Source organism: Oribacterium sp. WCC10, from assembly GCF_900113415.1.
Lineage (GTDB): Bacteria > Bacillota > Clostridia > Lachnospirales > Lachnospiraceae > Oribacterium.
In genome coordinates, this window is record NZ_FOPH01000004.1 from 180892 (window position 1) to 200465 (window position 19574).

Consider the following 19574-nt stretch of genomic DNA (forward strand, 5'->3'; position numbering starts at 1 on the left):
TCATGATTTTGATAGAATAAGTAACAGAAAGGGTTCTACTGTACAAACATCTTGTCCAAAACCACCTTACCCGTGTCCCTCTCCTTAACTGTCATTCTGAGCACAGGCTTAATCTCACCTGAAATATCAACGCTTTCATACATCGGTTCACCATCAAGATCGTAGTTCACAATATTGTCAGCCTGTACATTATCCAGATCTATACCGGCAATGTAAGTAAGCTTGAGTCTGTCGCCATGAAGTTTTGAAAGCTTTTCACAAACCTCATCGGGATCATATGCCTTAGTAGCCGTAATCTCTGTCTCATATTCAGGATACGCCGCCATCATAAGACATGTCTTAAAATCCGATTGGGCGGCCATATTCGCTGACATTATAGGGAGATACAGCTCACGAAAATCAGTATTCCAATTGCTGTATGCCTCGTCATTCCGCTTATCCGTGAACCCATAATATGTTCTAAGCAGTTGGCCAAGATACATTGTTGCTTTGTAAGCACCGACTGCATTTAAGTGAGCATTGGCATCCACAAAGTCAGTATCCCAATTCACCACTCTCGAATCAAGATTATCACTCTTTTTATCATCCTGCATAAGATCAATAACTCTGACCGATAACTCTTCAGCGAGTTTCATGACACGATTGTCGGCCATCTGATTTTCTTGAGATGCAGGATAAGGAATCCTCATAAAGCAAACCTCGACTCCCGCTTCCCTGCAGATACTCACAAAATTTCTTATGTATTCATCCGCACCTTCTGACCCTCCGATAGTTATATCAGGATCCACCCTCTTGATCTCCGGTGGAACAGCAACACCGTATCTGACTTCAGAACCATAGTTCGAGTTCATTATGCTCTTATCAAACGCAAGTCTGGCAGATTCCGGCGTGATTTCATTCCATCTGCTGTGATAAACAGAAAACGGAAATAAAAGTTCCATCTTTTCCTGGGTACTATGTCCTCCGAGCAGATCCTGCACTGCATTAAACTTGGTGATACCGGCAGGATAAGCATCCATTGAATAGTGCATGAAGCTTATGTCCATATATGGCTGATCAAATGCATACATATCATATATGTCCAGTACAGCGACTTTAGGCTTATGATACTTAAGCGACTGCCTGAGCACCCAGTAGGACATACCGAGTGATGCGGCATGGCCTCCGAGATTGTAGCTTGTAATGCCGTACTTATCCCATAGTTCCATTGGCTGAACACCACTCAATACATGACTGGATCCATAGAAAAGCACATCATACTCCTTATGTTCTTCAAAAAACTTTATATATTTTTGCCGGCTTACACCACGAGTTGTAAGCCTGTCACCCAGATACACTCCACCGATGACCAGTGATGCGATGATGAGTACCGAGGTAATCTGTTTCCAAATCTTCATACCATAGTCCGTTAATACTGGAAATATATAAAACTAGAGGCATCATAAGAATTGCCCCAGATACCAAAAATCAAAACAAACACTATAGCCGCCGCTATGATAACATCCTTCACAAGCATCGGCTTCTCAAGGATCCATTTTCTCATATTTCCACCGTGATACTTTACATAATCACTGAGAAGAAGTACCAGACAGCATATAATCAGAAGCCAGAAATTTCTTGCATCAAGCCCAAGGCTGTATATCTCTGAGAAGCTTAAGGTTCCGGCATCAAAATTAAATCTCACACGATCTATCATCATAAGAGCATCTTTTAGACCTGCCGCCCTAAAAAACAGCCATGCGAAATCAATAAGTATAAAAGTAATAAATATGCGTACCAGCTTCAGTATACACATACTGAAACTTTTAAGTGTCATCTTGCCTTCTCCTATACGCATACCGAAAAGTCCTGTCCGGAGATGTCCTCGTCTTGCCTCCTCGCTCATCCAAGGCATTCCCCCGTCAGCATCATATTCCTCTATCTCATCAAATCTTTCTCTGTTCTGATCGACCACACTCTTTTCCCATGGGGTAACAACAGAAGTTATAGGTGCTATTGATGTATATATCTTCATGCTTCCGGACATTGCGGGATTTTTCTTAAGGCTGAGAACATTCTTGTCAAATCCGAAAATTCTGAGAAACAGTGTTCTCACAGGTAAAAGTATTCCGCCGATTATCTGATATAAACCGTTTAGTCCGCCCCAGATAATGTAGCTCCATTGACTTCCATGCCAAAGACCGCTGACTATAAATACTACAAGAACATTAAAATAACGTCTCAGAAAGCTGCATCGACTGCCCCCGAGCGGGAAATAAAGATAGTCTCTGAACCAGCTTGACAGCGAAATATGCCATCGCCTCCAGAAATCCTGAACCGACACGCTGAAGTACGGACAATCAAAATTCTTCATAAGCCTGATGCCAAGCATATTAGCAGCGCCTGTCGCAATGATGGAATAGCCGTAAAAATCGCAATATATCTCAACAGCATAAATCATTGTTGCAAGTACTATAGTCCAGCCATAAAGCTCATGATAATTTGCATAAACATAATTCACAAGTATCGCCGCCCTGTCAGCTATCACCAGTTTAAGAAAAAAGCCCCAAAGCATAAGCAAAAAGCCGGAACTCGCTCTTCCAAAATCAAAATCTCTCGGTTTACAGTACTGTGGCAAAAGCGACGGTGCCCTCCCTATAGGACCCGCAAGAATAGTAGGGAAAAAACTGATGAAAAGAGCATATCTCAGAAAATTTTTCTCTGAAGGTATCTCTTCTCTGTAAACATCGATGAGATATCCTGCTGCCTGAAAAATAAAAAACGAAATACCTGCAGGCATGACTACATCAAAATGTCTCAGCTCTATACTGATTCCTAAGTGTCTAAATACCTCTGTAAGATTTGTGATTGCAAAGTCCGAATACTTATAGAAGCAAAGTACACTGAATACCAGAATAAGCGCCAGAAACAATACCGCTCTTTTGGTTCTCTCCTTACGTGAAATGTTCTTCTCCACAACATTTCTGTGCTTCTTGCTTACCTTTGATTCAAAGTCAGCAGAAATCCTCCCTCTTTCATCAGGATCAGCCCATGTAGCATAAGATCCCCTGCCCAGGATAAGACCTGCAATATAAGTAATTACCGTCACCCCCAAAAGCAAAAGTCCATACACAGGATTCCAGCTCATATAGAACCAGTAGCTGCTGAACAACAGCCACAGGTTCTGAAATGCTTTGGGTACAACATAATATATAAGGATCACTATAGGAAAAAAGATAAGAAATCCCAGTGAATTAAAAATCATAAATTCTCCTGTTTAACAATTCATCCGCTTCCTGCTGCTCATCAGCGAGTGGCAAATACTTTTGACACTCACGTCATAACATAGTCCCAAAAGAAACTGCCGCACAAATATGAAATACAGCAAATGCTATGTTTATATCTTTCCCTCGAGAATCTTTATAAACTCCTCTTCAGTCACAATAGGTACTCCCAGCTCTTTTGCTTTTTTGTTTTTACCTGATGTGGAAGTTATATCGTTATTTACAAGATATGCAGTCTTCGCAGAAACCGATCCCGCCGCCCTTCCACCGGCACGTTCAATAAGTTCCTGAAGTTCCTTACGATTCGAGAAATGTGTAAGTGAACCTGTAATAACAACCGACATTCCTTCAAGCGTCCTGGCTGTCTCCGTATCAGCCTCCTGCTTTACAATATCAAGCTCCGAAAGCAGCTTATCAAGCTCTGAAAGTTTATCTTCATCCTTAAAATACTTTACGATGTTCTCCGCAAGAACCTGACCTATGCCATCAATCTCCATGAGTTCGGATACATCAGCATTTTTAAGCTTATCAATATCATCTCCAAAGAAACGACACAACACTTTGGCATTGGCAAGTCCTATTCCGGCAATGCCAAGTCCGTACACCACTCTGTAAAGTTCTGTATGACTTGACTTTAAAGCTGCCGCAAAAAGATTCTCATAACTCTTCTCTCCAAAACCATCCAGGGCTACAATCTGGCTTCTATACTTATCAAGATGGAAAATGTCACTATATGTATGTATAAATCCATGACCGATAAACTTTTCCAAAGTCTGATCACTGAGTCCATCTACATTTAGCGCATCTCTACTTACAAAAAGCGAGAAGTTTTTAAGTTTCTTTGCAGGGCACTCAGGATTCGGGCAATAGAGGAATCTGGCCTCACCCTCAGCTTTGATCTCTGTTTCATGTCCGCATGCAGGACACATCCTGATCGGCTCAAGCTTTCCGGATCTTGTAAGGTTATCAGCTATCTGAGGGATGATCATATTAGCCTTATATACCGTTATATGATCACCTATACCCAGTTCCATATCCTCACAATACGAGACATTATGAAGACTTGCTCTTGTAACCGTAGTTCCCTCAAGCTCTACCGGATCAAATATAGCCACCGGATTGATAAGGCCTGTACGGCTGGGAGACCACTCAACTTCCCTGAGCACCGTCTCTGCCTGCTCATCACTCCATTTGAAAGCGATGGCATTTCTCGGGAACTTTGCAGTACGCCCAAGGCTAAGACCGTAAGCAATATCTTCATATATAAGAACAAGTCCGTCTGACGGAAAATCATTGGTCTTTATCTCTTCAGAAAACCACTTCACAGTTTCGGCAATATTGTCCTTTGTAACTTTCTTGTAGGCAACTACATCGAATCCCTGATTTTTCAGAAAAATGTATTGTGCCTCTCTGGAATTGTCAAAATTTACGGGTTCTCCGTCGGAAGATACAGCACTTACAAGCGCAAATGCCATCAGATTCACATGACGTGATTTTGTAACATTGGCATCCAGCTGTCTGACTGAACCCGAGCAAAGATTTCTGGGGTTTTTATACTTTGCATCCGCATCAGATATTGTTTCATTGATCTTTGTAAACTCCGAGTAGGTAATGATAGCTTCACCTCGGAGAATAAGCTCTCCCTTGAAGCTTATCCTTGTAGGTACATTATCAAATGCTCTTGCATTCTGAGTTACGACCTCTCCTATCTCTCCGTTACCTCTTGTCACGGCTTTTTTAAGTTCTCCGTCTTTATATGTGAGAACAACTGTCAGTCCATCCATTTTCCAGCTTAGAAGTCCTTCCTTATCTCCCAGCCAGGAAGCCAGCTCATCCACAGATTTTGTTTTGTCCAAAGACAGCATCGGGCTCTTATGCGGTTCCTTTGGAAGTTCAGAGAGAACTTCGAAACCTACCCTCTGTGTCGGAGAGCCGCTTAGAACAACCCCTGTCTTCTTCTCAAGTGCCTCCAGCTCATCATAGAGCCTGTCATACTCAAAATTGGACATGATCTCATTGCCATCAACATAATATACTCTCGCAGCTTCATTGAGGGTTTTGACCAGTTCCTTCATACGTTCAGTATCCACTGGTTCTGTCTTCTGTTGATTCATGTTCAATGTTAATGCCTCCATTACCTGTTATTTCATCCAAAGCTAAGCTTTAATGCTTTCCAATATCTCTTTTTATTCATGTCATGCCCGGTCATAATAATCTCAGATCTTTTCTAACATGACTGATCCGGTATCGTTGATCCGGGCATCCTATATATTGTCATGACTCAAAAGTCGATATCATCAGTCAGTTCACTGAGTTCTATCTCTCTGTACTGACCTGTTTTAAGACCGCCTAAAGTCAGATTCATTATACGAATGCGTTTAAGCTTTTTAACTGTATACCCAAATGTCTTGCACATCCTTCTGATCTGCCTGTTCAATCCCTGTGTGATTACGATATGGAACTCATGCTGTCTTTTGGCTGCAGGCAGTGTCATATCCTGCCACACCTCACACGGGCGTGTTGTAACATCAAGTTCCTGAATATATACACCATCAGCCAGTTTATCAAGGAATTCCTTAGTCAGAGCCTTGTCCGTAGTAACTACATATTCCTTCTCATGGAAATTACGAGCCCTGTTTATTCGGTTTACCAGATCTCCCTGATTGGTAAGAAGTATCAAACCCTCTGATTCCTTGTCCAGTCTTCCGATCGGATACACTCTGTAAGGATATTTTATCGCATCTATAATATTTGGTGCCTTGTCCTTATCCGAAGTTGTGCAGACTATTCCTCTCGGCTTATTATATGCAAGCAGCACAGGCTTTGGTTTATCATAGTCCTGACCCGCTCTTGAAAGCTGCTCACCATATCTTGTACTCATCTTTCTTGACTCTGTTTCCACCAGATAACGCTCTTCAGGATTCTTTATATTAGCTTTTAATGCATGTGGATTGACACATATTCCATCCAGTTCTATAGAGTCTTCCTCTGTAACCTGCTGACCCATCTCAACAGGTTTACCATTCACGGTTATTCTCCCTGCTTCCACAAGACGATCCGCCTCACGACGCGAACAAACACCAAGTTCAGATAATCTTTTATTTATTCTCATTTTTATCCTTTGTTTTTAAACTTTATCATTTTTGAAATCTGCGAAGAAACATGCATCACCAAAGCTGAAGAAACGATACTTTTCCTTAACAGCAGCATTGTAGGCATTCAAAACATGCTCTCTTCCTGCAAATGCTGACACCAGCATAACAAGTGTAGACTCAGGAAGGTGGAAGTTTGTGATAAGTGCATCCATACACTTGAATTTATAGCCCGGATAAATGAAAATATTTGTCCATCCGGAAGTTGCAGGGATTGTTCCATCCGGAAGCGCTGCAGACTCTATAGTTCTGCATGATGTTGTACCTGTACAGATAACTCTGTGTCCTTCAGCATGAGCTTTGTTGATCTTATCCGCCTCTGACTGCTCTACTATATAGAACTCGCTGTGCATATGGTGTTCTTCTATCTTGTCAGCCTTTACTGGTCTGAATGTACCAAGACCTACATGAAGAGTTACATGCGCAATCTCTACTCCCTTGTCCCGCACAGCCTGAAGAAGTTCATTTGTCCAGTGAAGACCGGCTGTTGGAGCCGCTGCTGAACCGTCATTCTTGGCATATACTGTATTATATCTTTCTCTTTCTTTTAACTGATGATGAATATATGGAGGGATAGGCATTTCTCCCAGTTTATCCAGAACCTCTTCCCAGATTCCTTCAAATTCAAAACGAATGATTCGATTTCCATCATCTATGGTATCAATAACCTCACCCTTTAAGAGCCCGTCACCGAAATCCACTCTAGCGCCGTTTCTCATCTTCTTGCCGGGTTTTACCAGACACTCCCAGTCAGTTGCTGATTTTCTTTGAAGAAGCAGTACCTCTATGTGAGCTCCTGTCTCTTCCTTAACGCCATGTAGTCTTGCAGGGATTACTTTGGTATCATTTATAACAAGGCAATCACCCTTGTGTAGATAATCAATTATATTATAAAAATGCTTATGCTCGATATCCCCTGTGTTTTTATCAACAAGAAGCAGTCTCGAATCTGAACGCTTCTCAAGAGGATCCTGTGCAATTAATTCTTCCGGTAAATCATAATAAAAATCTTTTGTTTCCATTTTATTCTCTCTGTTTCTAAATATTAATCTATTTGCTATTACTGCGTCCAAAGGATTATGTCTGTGAGACGCAGCATTTATTCCTCTGCATATCTTATCTGCTGCAAATTCAATCTATTATATACCACAAGCCTTGAACATGCCACATTAAAACAGGCATGATTCCTATTGGAACCATGCCTGTCTGTGAATTGTTTTACCTAAAGGCTTAAATCCCCATCTGCCATCGTGATTTATTGCCCATTTGAAGTTGCCTCTGATGAAATCTGAACCTCACTCTGTGCCACTGGCTCTACCGAAGAGGCATTTGTTTCTGTATCTGTAGATGCCATCGATGCATCTGTTTCTGCCGACGTCGAATCAGTTATCTCAGCTGTATCTCCATTAGAAGCGGACTCCTCCGCACCGGATGTTACATCATCGCCGTCAACAGTAATAAGCGAAACCTGACTATCGATTTTCTCTTTACTGTCAGTATATATACGACCACTCTGGAAAGCATCGTATATAACAGAAAGCCTCTCGTCATTTGTTATAGCCTGAAGAAGCTGTGAATTGCTGGTGTTGATAAGTTCCTGAACTTCCTCGTGATTTGTTATATATTCGTTTACGAACTTTGTCTGCTCAGGTGTAAGATTCTCTACTATTTCAAACTGGTTTGAGTCATTTACCTTTATATAACAGTACATGATCCCCGGTGCCAATGTTGATACACGCCTGAACTTAATATTGTATGTCACAAATACAAGCTTGGAATTCTCTTCCAGTGCACTTACTGCATACTGTCTGATATCCTGAAATGACTCTATATATCCCGCCTGTGTCTCAAGTTGTGACTTGAGAAGTGCCTTCTGTTCATCAGTCTGATTTGTCACACCTGTAATCTCATAAAGCTTATCAGTATCAGCCTCAAGTCTTGCATTAAAATACCCCTCAAAAAATGATGTCAGATACTCATCATAATATGCCCGTACTATAGTCGGATCTTCTGTTTCTGCCATACTTTCGGTTTCAACATCTTCACTTGATTCCACAGCGATAGTTTCAGTTACTACGGAATCAGTTTCTTTCACATCAGTTTCAACCGGGTCCTTATCAAGGATGACTATCACGATCATAAGTATGATTATCACAATCGGTATAGTCACAAGACCTTTAAGTTCTTCCCAATCCAGGACAAATCCTTTGTGCATTGCTGTATTTCTACGACCTGTTCTGGTTGGCTCTGCGACCTCTTCGACAGTCTTCTCTTTTAATGCCTTGTTTACGTCATCAAGGTCTCTAAGCTTTTTATCCATTAGTTAATGCTCCATCCGCTCCGAAATAATGTCCCTCAACAGTTGTATTTTCAACTCTTGCACCATTTCTGTCAATATAATAGTATTTCCCGTCGACCGCTATAAGACCGGGTCCCTGCAATTCTCCACTTGACGGACTGAAATAGTAATATCTACCGTTAATCAGATTCCAGCCTGTAACCATCACAGCATTAGGTCCGACATATCGCCATTTTTGATTTGACTCTAGAACCCATGTGTTTACCTCCAGATATCCTGATTTATTGAAGTGATAGTACTTGCCATCAATTTGACGCCAACAGCTGACAGGATATGTTCCATCATCATAAAGATACCACATGCCGTTACTTTCAAACTGCCATCCGGTATTGGCATATGTAAACGCAGTTACCTTCATGGTATTTACAACATTAGAGGATGAACTGTAAACATTATCCAAGGTCGGATTCATTGCATTTGGATCACTTAATGTAGTAAGCCCGGCTGCGGCAAGATTTCCTCCGGTAGGTCCATAGGAAGCTGTATTATATACAGTCCCGTTATTAAGATACGCAGTATTTGTACCTGTATAATCGGTTGTATATATAACCGTTCCTGTTGAACTGGGAATTACCGCAGATCGTCCTGAAGAACCTGAGCCTCCCGGAGATTTACCCCCATCGCTGATATCAGAACTTGTTACTGTTATAGTTTCACTATCAGCTGACCAGCTATGCCACTTATTATTTACATCCTTCGCCCTTACTTTAGCATAGTAATATCCTTTATTACTAATAGTGAAGTCTGCGCTGCTCTCATCAGCATCAACTGTTGCACTTCTATAGCTTGAACCTGAAGAATTGCCCTTCTTAACTACACTCACCTGATACTTATCTACACCATCAAAATCAGCAGGTGACCATGAAACTGTAATTTCGTTTCCACTTTGTTCTATACTGACTCCTGTCGGCGCATCAGATGCCAATGCGGATACTGATGACCATATAGATAAAACCGCAGCAAGTATCAATACTTTACCAGATAACTTCATATATCCCCCTTTAATTTTAGGAAATCATATCAATGCAACTTATAATTAACAGCATTTAACACTGATATATAAACTGTATTGTTCCTTTAATCTTCTATTTTAAAATATCAACATTATATTTAATATTCATCCCATTTAAACAATCACAGAAATTAATTATTCTTTACTTATAATATGGCTTCATATTATATGATTATCGTCTTCAGGCTGTTGGAAATTATTAGCAGAAAAATCATAATCAGGATCTATATAAACATTATGGTTTTCCATACCGGTATACAACCCCTCTTCCGGATTACCCAGATATCTGTCATCGCCTAATGCTAAAATCATCAAAAATATATATGGAAATATCTTTGTTCCTACTCCAAAGGCAATTCCATGACCAAATTTCCTGGCCAGATTAATATATAGGAATAATGTAAATATAAACAAAACTAAACTCAAACCAGCGCCAACCGTGCTTGTAATGTTATCACCTTGAATCCTCAATCTTTTAATGAATTCACATACAATTGTTAGGATCTCAATAATAAGAAATAACCAAAAATAATCCTTCTTCCACGCAAGTTTAAACATACAATAATCAGAATAGAATGGAATAAGTGCAGACCATCCCGGAATACCGGCTTTTTCAAATATTTTCCATCTGGCAAAAATCTCTATAGCAAGAAGAGCAAGAAGAAAAATCAAAAATATAATCATTACGATTAACAGACCACCCATTAGTGTAACTAAACCATAATCTGACATTAATTCCCCCTTAAGAAACATCTATATAACTATATACAGACGCACTCCAATATAGTTTTTCACTATTATCTTACTATATGCATATTAAAGAAAAAAGTATCTATATTCTCTCTTTTTTTAATATCAACTTATAATTTTATATCAAATTAATTAATAGCTAAATATATTCTGATCTTTCTAAATTCACTTATTCATACCATAAATAAAATCCTTATAAAATATGTTCTCTTTTTTATACCCCAAATATGTACTACCGAATATTCAGTTTATACACATTTCTATAAACTAAAAAAGTGCAGAGACTAATCTCTGCACTTTTAAAATAGCTTTTATAATTAGGAATTAAAAGAATTACTCTGTGATAGAAACAACTCTTCCAGATCCTACAGTTCTACCACCCTCACGGATAGCGAAACGAAGACCCTCTTCCATAGCTACTGGATGAATAAGCTCTACGCTCATCTCTGTGTTGTCACCAGGCATACACATCTCTGTACCCTCTGGAAGGTGGCAAACACCAGTAACGTCAGTTGTTCTGAAATAGAACTGAGGTCTGTAATTTGTGAAGAAAGGAGTATGACGTCCACCTTCATCCTTTGTAAGAACGTAAACCTGAGCAGTGAACTTGCTGTGGCACTTTACAGAACCTGGCTTACAGAGAACCTGACCTCTCTCGATCTGGTCACGGTTGATACCACGAAGGAGAAGACCTACGTTATCACCAGCCTCAGCATCATCAAGAGTCTTACGGAACATCTCGATACCTGTTACGACTGTCTTCTGAGTCTCCTCAGAGATACCTACTATTTCTACTTCATCGTTAAGGTGAAGAACACCACGCTCTACACGGCCTGTAGCAACTGTACCACGACCTGTGATTGTGAATACGTCCTCAACTGGCATAAGGAAAGGCTTATCTGTTTCACGAGCAGGAGCAGGAATGTAAGAATCAACCTGATCCATGAGCTCAAGAATCTTGTCGCCCCACTCAGACTTAGGATCCTCAAGTGCCTTAAGAGCTGAACCACGGATAACTGGAATTTCATCGCCTGGGAACTCGTACTCGTTAAGAAGGTCTCTAACCTCCATCTCAACGAGCTCAAGAAGCTCAGGATCATCAACCATATCACACTTGTTAAGGAATACAACGATAGCAGGAACACCTACCTGACGAGCAAGAAGGATGTGCTCTCTTGTCTGAGCCATAACACCATCAGTAGCAGCAACAACGAGGATAGCACCATCCATCTGTGCAGCACCGGTGATCATGTTCTTTACATAGTCAGCGTGGCCCGGGCAGTCAACGTGAGCATAGTGACGGTTTGTTGTCTCGTACTCAACGTGTGCAGAGTTGATAGTGATTCCTCTTTCTCTCTCCTCTGGTGCCTTATCGATCTGATCGAAAGGAACAGCTGGATCAAGTCCAAGTCTGTCAGCAAGAACTGCTGTGATAGCAGCTGTAAGAGTTGTTTTACCATGGTCTACGTGACCGATAGTACCGATGTTAACATGTGGCTTAGTTCTTTCGAAATGTGCCTTTGCCATTTTTTAAATCCCTCCTGGAAAATGTAATACAACGAAAATCATGTCAAGCACCATGCATGCGCCCGCATGCTCCGTGCAGTACATACTGCAAAACTGCTCAGAGTATCCTCTAAGCAATCAGCAAAATTGATTTTAACATTGTTAGTTTATTTTATCAAGTATTTTTGGGCATTCGAAAAAATCTTAGCCCAAAAATACCGACTTTTTATATATTTAGAAGCTTAACAGCAATTACTTGCCGTTTCTCTCCTTGAGAACTGCATCCTGAACACTCTTAGGGCACTTCTCATAGTGATCGAAGAACATTGAGTAGTTTGCACGACCCTGTGTCTTTGAACGAAGGTCAGTTGCATAACCGAACATCTCTGCAAGAGGAACAAAGCTGTTAACCTGCTTGCCTGAAGGGATGTCCTCCATGCTCTCGATACGTCCACGACGTGAGTTTACATCGCCGATAACGTTACCCATGTACTCTTCAGGAGTTACGATCTCAACCTTCATGATAGGCTCAAGAAGAACAGGATCTGCCTTCTCCATAGCTGTCTTGAATGCGATTGAACCTGCAAACTCGAATGCACGCTCATTAGAATCGACATCATGATATGATCCATCGTAAACATTAGCATGGATACCAAGTACAGGATAGCCGGCAAGAATACCTGACTGAGCTGCGTTTCTGATACCCTTCTCGATAGCAGGGATGTACTCCTTAGGAATAGAACCACCGACAACAGTAGACTCAAACTTGAAGGTCTCTTCAGCGTTTGCATCCATCGGCTCGAACTTAACCTTACAATCACCGTACATACCTGATCCACCGGACTGGTGAACATAACGGCCCTGTACATCAACAGCCTTTGTAAATGTCTCCTTATAAGCAACCTGAGGTGCACCTACGTTAGCCTCAACGTGGAACTCACGGAGAAGACGGTCAACGATAATCTCAAGGTGAAGCTCACCCATACCTGAGATAATTGTCTGTCCTGTCTCTTCATCAGTCCTTACACGGAATGTAGGATCCTCTTCAGCAAGTTTTGCAAGAGCATCTGTCATCTTACCCTGTGAAGCCTTAGTCTTTGGCTCGATAGCAACAGAGATAACAGGCTCAGGGAACTCCATAGACTCAAGAATGATAGGATGCTGCTCGTCACAGATAGTATCACCTGTTGTAGTAGTCTTGAATCCTACTGCAGCTGCGATATCACCTGAGAATACCTCATCAAGTTCCTGTCTCTTGTTAGCATGCATCTGAAGAAGACGTCCAACTCTCTCCTTCTTATCCTTTGTAGAGTTCAGGCAGTAAGAACCAGTCTTAAGTGTACCTGAATATACACGGAAGTATGCAAGCTTTCCTACGAATGGGTCAGTCATAATCTTGAATGCAAGAGCTGAGAACGGAGCATCATCTGATGAAGGTCTTGAATCTTCGTTTCCGTCCATATCTGTACCTGTAACATCAGGAACATCAGTAGGAGCCGGAAGATAATCAATAACAGCATCAAGAAGCTTCTGAACACCCTTATTTCTGTAAGCAGTACCGCAGAGACATGGAATAGCATCTCCAGCGATAGTTGCCTTACGAAGAGCCTTCTTCATCTCCTCAACAGAAAGCTCTTCTCCCTCAAGGTACTTCTCCATGAGTTCTTCATCGAGCTCAGCAATCTGCTCTACCATCTTAGTATGGTACTCGTCAGCCTGATCCTTCATATCAGCAGGAACATCAGTGATCTCAATGTCCTCGCCCTTATCATCTTTATAATAGTAAGCCTTCATCTCCATAAGGTCGATGAGACCTACATAAGTGTCCTCACGTCCGATAGGAATCTGAACCATAACGCAGTTCTTACCAAGACGATCAACGATAGTCTGAACAGAATGGAAGAAATCTGCACCTACGATATCCATCTTGTTGATGAATGCCATTCTAGGTACATGATATGTATCAGCCTGTCTCCAAACGTTCTCTGACTGTGGCTCAACACCTGACTTGGCGTCGAACACACCTACAGCACCATCAAGGACTCTAAGTGAACGCTCAACCTCAACAGTGAAGTCTACGTGTCCCGGAGTATCGATGATGTTGATTCTGTACTCAGGTGCACCGGCAATCTTCTGATGCTGGAACTCCTGTGTCCAATGGCATGTTGTAGCAGCGGATGTGATAGTGATACCACGCTCCTGCTCCTGCTCCATCCAGTCCATGGTTGCTGTTCCTTCGTGTGTATCACCAATCTTGTGGTTTACACCTGTATAGAAGAGGATACGCTCTGTCAGTGTAGTCTTACCGGCATCGATATGTGCCATGATACCAATATTTCTTGTATGATCAAGTGAATATTCTCTGGTAGCCAAAGTGTTTCCCTCCTATTAGAATCTGTAGTGCGCGAATGCCTTGTTAGCCTCAGCCATTCTATGCATTTCTTCCTTACGCTTTACAGATGCACCTGTATTGTTTGCTGCATCCATGATTTCGTTAGCCAGTCTCTCAGCCTGTGTCTTCTCAGATCTCTTACGTGAGAACTCTGTAAGCCAACGAAGACCAAGTGTCTGACGTCTCTCAGGCTTAACCTCCATAGGTACCTGATATGTGGCACCACCGATACGCTTTGCCTTTACTTCAAGAACAGGCATGATGTTGTTCATAGCCTCTTCAAAAACTTCTGTAGCTTCCTTGCCGCTCTTCTCTGCGACAATTTCGAATGCACCATAAACGATCTTCTGTGCAACACCCTTCTTACCATCAAGCATGATGGAATTAACAAGCTTTGTTACAATCTTTGAATTGTAGATTGGGTCTGCGAGAACGTCTCTGTGCAGAGTATGTCCTTTACGTGGCACGTTACTTCCCTCCTTAAAAATTTGTTTTTAGATCATCGGTACTCTACGCAACTGCTACCTTGAGTAGTGTTTTGCGAGTTCATGCGGACAAGGACACATCTATTATATATATAATGAGTTCCATTATCCGTCATTTTAACCATGTCTTTGTTACTAAATGCGACTAGAAATAATCAATTACTTCTTAGCCTTAGGTCTCTTTGCACCGTACTTTGAACGAGCCTGCATTCTGTTTGCTACGCCGGCTGTATCCAGTGTTCCACGGATGATATGGTATCTTGTACCAGGAAGATCCTTAACACGGCCGCCACGAATCATAACAACAGAGTGCTCCTGAAGGTTATGTCCCTCTCCTGGAATGTATGATGTAACTTCGAAACCGTTTGAAAGTCTTACTCTGGCAATCTTACGAAGAGCTGAGTTAGGCTTCTTAGGTGTAGCTGTCTTAACAGCTGTACATACACCACGCTTCTGAGGAGCGGAAATGTTAGTTGCTACCTTCTTTAAAGAGTTAAATCCTCTCTGAAGTGCAGGTGCGGTAGACTTCTTCTTCTGAGAAGTTCTGCCCTTTCTTACTAACTGGTTAAATGTAGGCATTTGGTTCTCCTTTCGTTAGGTTGAATATATGTATATTTTTTACCCTGAAATATCAAAACAGGACACGCTTTTCACGCATGCTTTGATACTATACTTCAAGCGGTTTTTGTTGTCAATCGAATTTATATATTTTTTATAGAGCTGCAAGGGCTGCAGGAACAGTTTTGGTTTGCTATGTGTACTCGCACTCTCGCAATATTCCCCTTCTCTTTCTATTTATAAAAGTTTTGATTGCTCCGTGCTTCGCACTCCCGCAATCAAAAAAGCAGGTATTCGGAAATCGCTCCACTCGCTTCGCTCGCGTAGCTTTTTTCCTCATACCTGCTTTGGTTTCGCTATGCCCACACGAGCAGGCAAGCAAGCTTGCCGCTCGGTGGTCGCAGCGAAACACTTTTACAGTACGTTATTTTTCTGATTCTCGATTCTGTGACGAGCCGCAATTCTCTCAACGCCCTCAGCATCAATATCGAATGCCTCATCCGGTGTGAAGAGCTGCTCTGTCTCATCCTCAATATCTTCCTCATCTTGTGAAAGTTCTACATTTCTGTATCGCTTCATGCCGGTACCGGCAGGAATAAGTTTTCCGATGATAACGTTTTCCTTGAGTCCGACAAGATTATCTCTCTTTCCGTTGATAGCAGCCTCAGTAAGGACTTTGGTTGTCTCCTGGAAGGATGCAGCTGAAAGGAAGGAATCTGTTGCAAGAGATGCCTTTGTAATACCAAGCATGATTCTTGTACCCTCAGCCGGCTTCTTGCCTTCTGCGATAAGTCTCTCGTTCTCATCCTCAAAATCAAGACGATCAACTGTTGTACCAGGAATAAAGTGTGAATCACCTGACTCGTTGATACGTTCCTTCTTCATCATCTGATGAACGATCATCTCTATATGTCTATCCTGAATCTCAACACCCTGCAGACGGTATACTCTCTGTACTTCAGAAATCATATAATCCTGTACTGCCTTTGTTCCCTTGATCTTAAGAAGATCATGAGGGTTGATGGATCCTTCCGTAAGTACATCACCGGCCTCAAGAACCTGACCATTCTGTACCTTAAGTCTTGAACCATAAGGGATAAGGTATGTCTTTGACTGGGCATTAACCGAATCAGTCACAACAACCTCTCTCTTCTTGGCTGTTTCCTTAATCTCAACCACACCCGGAATCTCTGTAAGGATAGCGAGTCCCTTAGGTTTACGAGCCTCAAAAAGCTCCTCGACTCTAGGAAGACCCTGTGTGATATCTCCACCGGCTACACCACCGGTATGGAATGTTCTCATGGTAAGCTGTGTACCCGGCTCACCGATTGACTGAGCTGCGATGATACCAACTGCCTCACCAATCTGTACAGGCTGACCTGTAGCAAGGTTTGATCCGTAGCACTTTGCACAAACGCCGTTCTTTGATCGACATGTAAGTACTGTTCTGATCTTTACAGTCTTGCGTCCCATCTTGTTGAGAGCATTGATAACACGTGGAGCACGCTTAGGAGTCACCATGTGATCTGCTGTTACAATCGTCTTGCCTGTCTCCGGATCAACTATATCCTCAGCGATATATCTTCCTGTGATACGATCCTGAAGTGACTCGATCTTCTCCTGACCATCAGAGAGCTCTGAGATCTCAAGAAATGGAATCTTGTCCTTGTTTGCAGCACAGTCAAGTTCACGAATGATAAGGTCCTGTGTAACGTCAACCATTCGACGTGTAAGGTATCCTGAATCGGCTGTACGGAGCGCGGTATCTGAAAGTCCCTTACGAGCACCGTGAGCTGAAATGAAGTACTCGAGTACGTCCAGACCTTCACGGAAGTTTGACTTGATAGGGAGCTCGATAGTACGTCCGGTTGTATCAGCCATAAGTCCTCGCATACCTGCAAGCTGTTTGATCTGCTTATCAGATCCACGGGCTCCGGAGTCAGCCATCATAAAGATGTTGTTGTACTTATCAAGTCCGGAGAGAAGGTCATGTGTAAGCTGATCATCAGTCTTCTTCCATGTATCGATAACTTCCTGATATCTCTCTTCCTCAGTAACAAGACCACGTCTGTAGTTACGCGCAATCTTATCTACTGTCTTCTGAGCCTCATCAAGAAGCTGCTGCTTGGAAGCAGGCACTGTCATATCTGAAATCGAAACAGTCATAGCTGCGATGGTAGACTGCTGATAGCCCATTGCCTTTATATCATCAAGGCTGAGTGCGGTCTGAGTCGCACCATGTACGTCCATGATCTTTTCAAGAATCTTCTTAAGGTTCTTCTTCTTTACAATCTCATCAATCTCAGGAAGTATCTCATTTCCAGGGATGGAACGATCTACGAATCCAAGATCCTGAGGGATGATTTCATTAAAGATAAGACGACCCACAGTTGTATTGATAACACCTTCTACAATTCTATCAGTACCGTCCTCGTTCTTAAGAACCTTCTTGATACGGCACTTGATTCTTGTGTGCATTGTGATGTATCCGTTTTCCTTAGCAAGGATAGCCTCGTTAATGCTCTTAAAGAACATTCCCTCATTAGGCTCTCCCGGTCTCTCCTGTGTAATGTAGTAGATACCGAGTACCATATCCTGTGAAGGAACCGCAACAACACCACCGTCCGAAGGCTTAAGCAGGTTGTTAGGCGCAAGAAGCATAAATCTGCACTCTGCCTGAGCTTCCTGTGTAAGTGGAAGGTGAATAGCCATCTGGTCACCGTCGAAGTCGGCGTTAAACGCTGCACAAACGAGTGGATGAAGTCTGATAGCCTTACCTTCTACAAGAGTAGGCTCAAATGCCTGAATACCAAGTCTGTGAAGAGTCGGGGCACGGTTAAGCATAACCGGGTGGCCCTTGATGACGCCTTCAAGGATGTCCCAAACCTGAGAGTCAAGTCTCTCAACCATCTTCTTGGCATTCTTGATGTTGTGCGCCTTACCTGTATTTACAAGCTCCTTCATAACGAATGGCTTGAAGAGCTCGAGAGCCATCTCCTTAGGAACACCGCACTGATAGATCTTAAGATCAGGTCCTACGACGATAACAGAACGTCCTGAGTAGTCAACTCGCTTACCGAGAAGGTTCTGTCTGAAACGTCCCTGCTTACCCTTTAACATATCTGAAAGAGACTTCAGCGCTCTGTTTCCGGGACCTGTAACAGGACGGCCACGACGACCGTTATCTATAAGAGCATCAACAGCTTCCTGAAGCATACGCTTCTCGTTACGTACGATAATTTCAGGAGCACCAAGCTCGAGAAGACGAGCAAGACGGTTGTTTCTGTTGATAATTCTTCTGTAAAGATCGTTAAGATCAGATGTAGCAAAACGTCCGCCATCCAGCTGTACCATAGGACGGAGATCAGGCGGGATAACCGGAAGCTGAGTAAGGATCATCCACTCAGGAAGATTTCCTGAAGAACGGAATGCCTCAACCACTTCAAGTCTCTTTACAATTCTTGCTCTCTTCTGTCCTGAAGCATTGTCAAGCTCCTGTCTTAACTCTGCATACTCCTTCTCAAGGTCAATGCCTCTGAGAAGTTCAAGAACAGCTTCTGCGCCCATTCCTGCGCGGAATGAGCCATAGCCGTACTGTTCAACAGCATCTCTGTACTCTTTCTCTGAAAGAACCTGCTTGTACTCAAGCTGAGTCTCTCCCTTATCAAGTACTATATAGCTTGCAAAGTAAAGTACTCTCTCAAGGATTCTTGGGCTGATATCAAGTATCAGACCCATTCTTGAAGGAATACCCTTGAAATACCAAATGTGTGAAACGGGAGCTGCAAGTGCGATATGTCCCATTCTCTCACGTCTAACGGAGGATTTAGTTACCTCAACACCGCAACGGTCACAAACAACACCCTTAAAACGGATCTTTTTGTACTTTCCGCAGTGGCACTCCCAGTCCTTGACCGGTCCAAAAATACGCTCACAGAAAAGACCATCCTTCTCTGGCTTCAGAGTTCTGTAGTTGATTGTCTCAGGCTTTTTAACCTCACCGTGAGACCACTCCAGAATCTTTTCCGGAGAGGCAAGGCCGATCTTGATTGAATCAAACTGTACAGGCTCATTTATTTTATCAAGCTGTGCCATGT

Annotated in this window: 13 protein-coding genes; all 13 read right to left on the reverse strand. The window is 42.3% G+C overall.

Going from position 1 to position 19574, the window contains the following annotated elements; translation table 11 throughout:
* Positions 1-35 precede the first annotated feature (35 nt).
* The 13 genes from BM294_RS04560 to rpoC all read right to left on the reverse strand — a co-directional run bounded on the left by BM294_RS04560 (position 36) and on the right by rpoC (position 19572).
* Complete coding sequence (locus BM294_RS04560; protein ID WP_091205311.1) at positions 36-1397, reverse strand: hypothetical protein; 1362 nt, start codon at positions 1395-1397, stop codon at positions 36-38.
* Positions 1398-1408: 11 nt separating this feature from the next.
* On the reverse strand, positions 1409-3244 hold the full coding sequence (locus tag BM294_RS04565; RefSeq protein WP_091205313.1) for an MBOAT family O-acyltransferase: 1836 nt from the start codon (positions 3242-3244) through the stop codon (positions 1409-1411).
* A 132-nt stretch (positions 3245-3376) separates the two neighbouring features.
* A complete protein-coding gene (gene ligA, locus BM294_RS04570) occupies positions 3377-5377 on the reverse strand; it encodes an NAD-dependent DNA ligase LigA (protein ID WP_242944419.1) in 2001 nt (666 codons plus the stop codon).
* A 167-nt stretch (positions 5378-5544) separates the two neighbouring features.
* Positions 5545-6375, reverse strand: coding sequence for a pseudouridine synthase (locus tag BM294_RS04575; protein WP_091205314.1), 831 nt, complete (start codon positions 6373-6375; stop codon positions 5545-5547).
* 15 nt (positions 6376-6390) lie between these two features.
* The gene (gene queA / locus BM294_RS04580; RefSeq protein WP_091205316.1) at positions 6391-7437 is read right to left on the reverse strand and encodes a tRNA preQ1(34) S-adenosylmethionine ribosyltransferase-isomerase QueA; all 1047 of its coding nucleotides are present in this window, start codon (positions 7435-7437) and stop codon (positions 6391-6393) included.
* Between the two features lie 233 nt (positions 7438-7670).
* Positions 7671-8735, reverse strand: coding sequence for a hypothetical protein (locus tag BM294_RS04585; protein WP_091205318.1), 1065 nt, complete (start codon positions 8733-8735; stop codon positions 7671-7673).
* Entirely contained in the window at positions 8728-9765 is a 1038-nt protein-coding gene (locus BM294_RS04590; protein ID WP_091205319.1) for a fibronectin type III domain-containing protein, read from the reverse strand. The genes BM294_RS04585 and BM294_RS04590 overlap by 8 nt, the downstream gene beginning before the upstream one ends.
* Before the next feature lie 180 nt (positions 9766-9945).
* Positions 9946-10518: a DUF5684 domain-containing protein gene (locus BM294_RS04595; protein WP_091205320.1), complete on the reverse strand. Its 573-nt coding sequence runs from the start codon at positions 10516-10518 to the stop codon at positions 9946-9948.
* Positions 10519-10869: 351 nt separating this feature from the next.
* On the reverse strand, positions 10870-12063 hold the full coding sequence (gene tuf / locus BM294_RS04600) for an elongation factor Tu (protein ID WP_091205322.1): 1194 nt from the start codon (positions 12061-12063) through the stop codon (positions 10870-10872).
* 231 nt (positions 12064-12294) lie between these two features.
* The gene (gene fusA, locus BM294_RS04605) at positions 12295-14415 is read right to left on the reverse strand and encodes an elongation factor G (protein ID WP_091205323.1); all 2121 of its coding nucleotides are present in this window, start codon (positions 14413-14415) and stop codon (positions 12295-12297) included.
* A gap of 15 nt (positions 14416-14430) precedes the next feature.
* Positions 14431-14901, reverse strand: a complete 471-nt coding sequence (rpsG, locus tag BM294_RS04610) for a 30S ribosomal protein S7 (RefSeq protein WP_091205325.1) — start codon at positions 14899-14901, stop codon at positions 14431-14433.
* 177 nt (positions 14902-15078) lie between these two features.
* On the reverse strand, positions 15079-15498 hold the full coding sequence (gene rpsL, locus BM294_RS04615; RefSeq protein ID WP_091205327.1) for a 30S ribosomal protein S12: 420 nt from the start codon (positions 15496-15498) through the stop codon (positions 15079-15081).
* A gap of 393 nt (positions 15499-15891) precedes the next feature.
* Positions 15892-19572 carry a DNA-directed RNA polymerase subunit beta' gene (rpoC, locus tag BM294_RS04620; protein ID WP_091205329.1) on the reverse strand — a complete coding sequence of 1227 codons (3681 nt, stop codon included), beginning with the start codon at positions 19570-19572 and terminating at the stop codon, positions 15892-15894.
* Between the last annotated feature and the right edge of the window lie 2 nt (positions 19573-19574).

Bases quoted from the DNA above. Each gene is read 5' to 3' on its own strand.
- BM294_RS04560 (WP_091205311.1), bottom strand. From the start codon at position 1,397: ATGAAGATTTGGAAACAGATTACCTCGGTACTCATCATCGCATCACTG.
- BM294_RS04565 (WP_091205313.1), bottom strand. From the start codon at position 3,244: ATGATTTTTAATTCACTGGGATTTCTTATCTTTTTTCCTATAGTGATC.
- ligA (WP_242944419.1), bottom strand. From the start codon at position 5,377: ATGAATCAACAGAAGACAGAACCAGTGGATACTGAACGTATGAAGGAA.
- BM294_RS04575 (WP_091205314.1), bottom strand. From the start codon at position 6,375: ATGAGAATAAATAAAAGATTATCTGAACTTGGTGTTTGTTCGCGTCGT.
- queA (WP_091205316.1), bottom strand. From the start codon at position 7,437: ATGGAAACAAAAGATTTTTATTATGATTTACCGGAAGAATTAATTGCA.
- BM294_RS04585 (WP_091205318.1), bottom strand. From the start codon at position 8,735: ATGGATAAAAAGCTTAGAGACCTTGATGACGTAAACAAGGCATTAAAA.
- BM294_RS04590 (WP_091205319.1), bottom strand. From the start codon at position 9,765: ATGAAGTTATCTGGTAAAGTATTGATACTTGCTGCGGTTTTATCTATA.
- BM294_RS04595 (WP_091205320.1), bottom strand. From the start codon at position 10,518: ATGTCAGATTATGGTTTAGTTACACTAATGGGTGGTCTGTTAATCGTA.
- tuf (WP_091205322.1), bottom strand. From the start codon at position 12,063: ATGGCAAAGGCACATTTCGAAAGAACTAAGCCACATGTTAACATCGGT.
- rpsL (WP_091205327.1), bottom strand. From the start codon at position 15,498: ATGCCTACATTTAACCAGTTAGTAAGAAAGGGCAGAACTTCTCAGAAG.
- rpoC (WP_091205329.1), bottom strand. From the start codon at position 19,572: ATGGCACAGCTTGATAAAATAAATGAGCCTGTACAGTTTGATTCAATC.